This is a genomic window from Ferviditalea candida, assembly GCF_035282765.1.
GTDB classification, from domain to species: domain Bacteria; phylum Bacillota; class Bacilli; order Paenibacillales; family KCTC-25726; genus Ferviditalea; species Ferviditalea candida.
Genome location: NZ_JAYJLD010000075.1, coordinates 1 through 3,260, shown reverse-complemented (window position 1 = coordinate 3,260; position 3,260 = coordinate 1). Strand labels below are relative to the sequence as shown.

The window sequence follows — 3,260 nt, the reverse complement described above, 5'->3', positions numbered from 1 at the left end:
GATTTGCTGCGAGGATTGCGGACGTCATCTGCATAAACATGGACGGTACTTCCGGTCGGTTACGACAAAACAAGAAGTCATCCGAATCCCCATCTACCGCCAGTATTGTCCGGAATGTGGGAAGACGATCTCCCTCCTGCCGGATTTTCTGGTGCCTTGGGCACGGTTTGCCACCTGGGTTCGAGAAGCGGCAATGACCCGCCGACAGAAGGGATTCACCTGGCATCAAGCAACGGAAAGCACAACTGCACCGCCGGTTTGGTATAGTCGCCGGACTCTGAAGCGATGGTGGAAAAGGTACCTTCACAGGGCGGCGGGAGCAGCGCTTTGGGTTGCAGGCCAACTGGTCTCCTCGGGCTTCGATGGAGACCTGCTCCGAATCTATCCCGCCAAGATCGCTCCAACAACGGCAGACACGCTAAGTTGGCTTGAAAAATTGTTATCTGTTTATTCCCCCGCAGGGTCATGGAGGCGGGGGTATTGGACGTTGCTGAATATCTGGCTGCCGGAGGCAGTACGGCTGTAAAGAAAGCATCTACCTTCCGTCAACGATTCCGACAAACCCCAATCGCCGCAGCCATCGTTGTCCATCTGCCCCTTCAATGGGGACTTGATCCCCAATCCCACAACATATGCCTCCTCCCCAAGTCGCAAGGGTTATGAGATACTCCCGTAAGATTGACGGGAGAGGAGTTTTTTCATGAACGAACAAGAACGACAACAAGTGGCCAACTTTCGTTATGGCCTGATTGCCCCACTGGTTAGTCGAAAGCTTGGGGCCGGGGAGCAGATGGCGCTAATGCGCGACATTGTGAGCCATGTGTATGAAACGCCGGTCGGAGAAGAAAAACGGATTAGTTTGCGTACGCTCGAACGTTATGTTCAAGCTTACCGCACCGGGGGCTGGGATGCGCTCATGCCGTCACCACGGGCAGACAAACTTGGGGCCAGGGAAATCCCGGATGACGTGCTTGCCAAAGCCATTGCCTTGAAACAGGAACAGCCGGGCCGGAGTGTCAGGCAAATTATTGCCATTCTGGAGCTGGCACAGTACGTAGCCCCCGGTGTTCTCAAGGAAAGTACGCTGAGCAAGCAACTCAGGCGCCGCGGCATGACGCGCAAAGCGCTCATGAATACAGGATGGAGCCAGTTCCGCCGATTCGAGGCCACACACCGAAATAGCGTGTGGCAGGGCGATGTCCAGCATACGATTTATCTTCCGCATCCGGACAAACCCGGAAAGAAGGCGATGGCGTATCTGGTCATATTCATCGACGATTTTTCGCGTCTATGCGTACATGGTCAGTTTTATTTCGAGGAACGGGTCGCGCGGCTCGAAGATTGCCTAAAGAAAGCGATCCTGAAGCATGGCGTTCCCGAAATGATTTATGTAGACAATGGAGCCATTTATTCCTCGCACCATTTTGAGCGAATCTGCGGTCGGCTGGGAACCGAACTGAAGCATACCAAGCCCGGTCGGCCCCAAGGACGAGGAAAACAGGAGAAGTTTTTCCGCTTTGTTGACCAAAGCTTTGTACCGGAAGCGTACGATTTGATTGAACAAGGAAAAATCCGGACATTGGCCGATTTGAACCGGTTTTTCTCAGCCTGGCTGGAGGTCGCCTACCACCAGAAGATCCATAACAGCTTCAAGCAACGGCCGATTGATCGATACCATAAGGACGATCACCCGATTCGCTCGTTGCCACCCCATGAGCTTGCCGAAATATTTTTGCTCGAAGAAACCCGAAAGGTCGATAAAACGGGATGTATTTCCCTGCTTGGCTGCACATACGAGGTAGAGACCAAGCTCGCCGGTTTGCAGATTCAAGTACGGTTTGATCCGCATGATCTGGCGTTGATCCAAGTGTGGAATGACGGTGTCCGTTTTCAGGATGCGAGGCCGCTGAAGCTCCGGGATCCGAGGCAGAAGACGAAGAAGACAGAACCGGAGACGATCCAGAAACCTCCTAAGACGGGGCTTAATTATGTGGAACTGTTAGCCGAGGAGCAAAACCGGCAGATCCGCGAGGCGCAGGCTGCGGAATTATCTCTGGCGCTGAAAGAGGTGAAGCGTCCATGATCCGCAGTTTCTTTGGCTGGGATCGGACTCCGTTTACGAGGGAGATTGAAACCCGGCATCTTCACCGCTCCCAGCGGTTTGAAGAATGTGTGGCGCGGCTGCAGTATATGGTGATGACAAGGTCGATTGGCTGTGTCACCGGCGAGATTGGCTGCGGCAAGTCGACGGCCATCCGCTGCCTGAAAGACCAGCTTGATGCGAATAAATACCGGTTTATGTACGTCTCTGACGCTAATCTGAAGCCAAGGGATTTCTACCGCGAGCTGCTGCACCACTTTGGACTGCCACCCAAATTTCTGCGCAGTGAAGCCAAGCGGCAGTTCCAGCATCTGGTCTGGGACCTGTATGAAAACCAGCAGAAGGTTGCCGTGATTGTCGTCGATGAAGCCCACTTGCTCTCGGGCGACATGCTTCAGGAGATTCGTTTTCTCACCAACTTCCAGATGGATTCGGTTTCGCCGCTGGCCCTGCTTCTGATTGGACAGCCGGAACTACAGGCTACATTGCAACTGCGTGTCTTTAAGCCGATTACGCAGCGGATGAACGTGCGCTTTCATCTGGAGGGCCTGTCGCTGCAGGAGAGTCGTGACTATATCTCGCACCAATTGGAAGTGGCCGGAAGCACCCATCCGGTTTTTACGACGGAGGCCATGGATGCCATCTACGCCCATACCCGGGGGATTAGTCGGGAGATAAATAACGTCTGTACTGCCGCTCTCCTGGACGCCGTACTCCGAAAAGACAAGCTCATTGATGCGATCCACGTTACCCGTGTCTTGAGCGAGTTTAAGGAACAGTGAGGAGATGACCGATTATGTATGAACTCCGATTTCACGGTGAAACCCGGCGCTGGCGCGTTTATGACGGAGCGAAGGTTTTGTACCCCTTGCATTGCGGTGATCCTCTTCTCTTCGAGCTCGGCGGCGTATTTTACCCGGCCAGTCTTGAACTGGATACCGAATGGTACGTTGCATTCGGCGGCACAAAGTTCTGGCTTCACACGAAGATAAAATACCGGGTGCTGTTAATGAACTGACCTGCTCTTGCGAGCAGGTTTTCTTTATGCCATCATGTCCGTAGGCGAATCCTGATCGCCACACTGACGTCGGTGACGAAAACAAAAAACCACCGTCATTGGCGGTTCCGAATTCACTGTCAATTAAAGTGGCTGATGACA

The 3,260-nt window shown here is 53.4% G+C and carries 4 protein-coding genes; all 4 read left to right on the top strand.

Annotated elements, in window-relative coordinates; genetic code table 11:
* Positions 1–526 (top strand): DUF6431 domain-containing protein (locus tag VF724_RS20990; RefSeq protein WP_371756186.1); only part of this gene is annotated, 526 nt, incomplete at its 5' end.
* A 174-nt stretch (positions 527–700) separates the two neighbouring features.
* Positions 701–2,083 carry a DDE-type integrase/transposase/recombinase gene (locus VF724_RS20985; protein WP_371756185.1) on the top strand — a complete coding sequence of 461 codons (1,383 nt, stop codon included), beginning with the start codon at positions 701–703 and terminating at the stop codon, positions 2,081–2,083.
* Positions 2,080–2,883, top strand: a complete 804-nt coding sequence (locus VF724_RS20980) for an ExeA family protein (RefSeq protein ID WP_371756184.1) — start codon at positions 2,080–2,082, stop codon at positions 2,881–2,883. The genes VF724_RS20985 and VF724_RS20980 overlap by 4 nt, the downstream gene beginning before the upstream one ends.
* A gap of 14 nt (positions 2,884–2,897) precedes the next feature.
* Entirely contained in the window at positions 2,898–3,119 is a 222-nt protein-coding gene (locus VF724_RS20975; RefSeq protein ID WP_371756183.1) for a DUF5348 domain-containing protein, read from the top strand.
* The last annotated feature ends 141 nt before the right edge of the window (positions 3,120–3,260 follow it).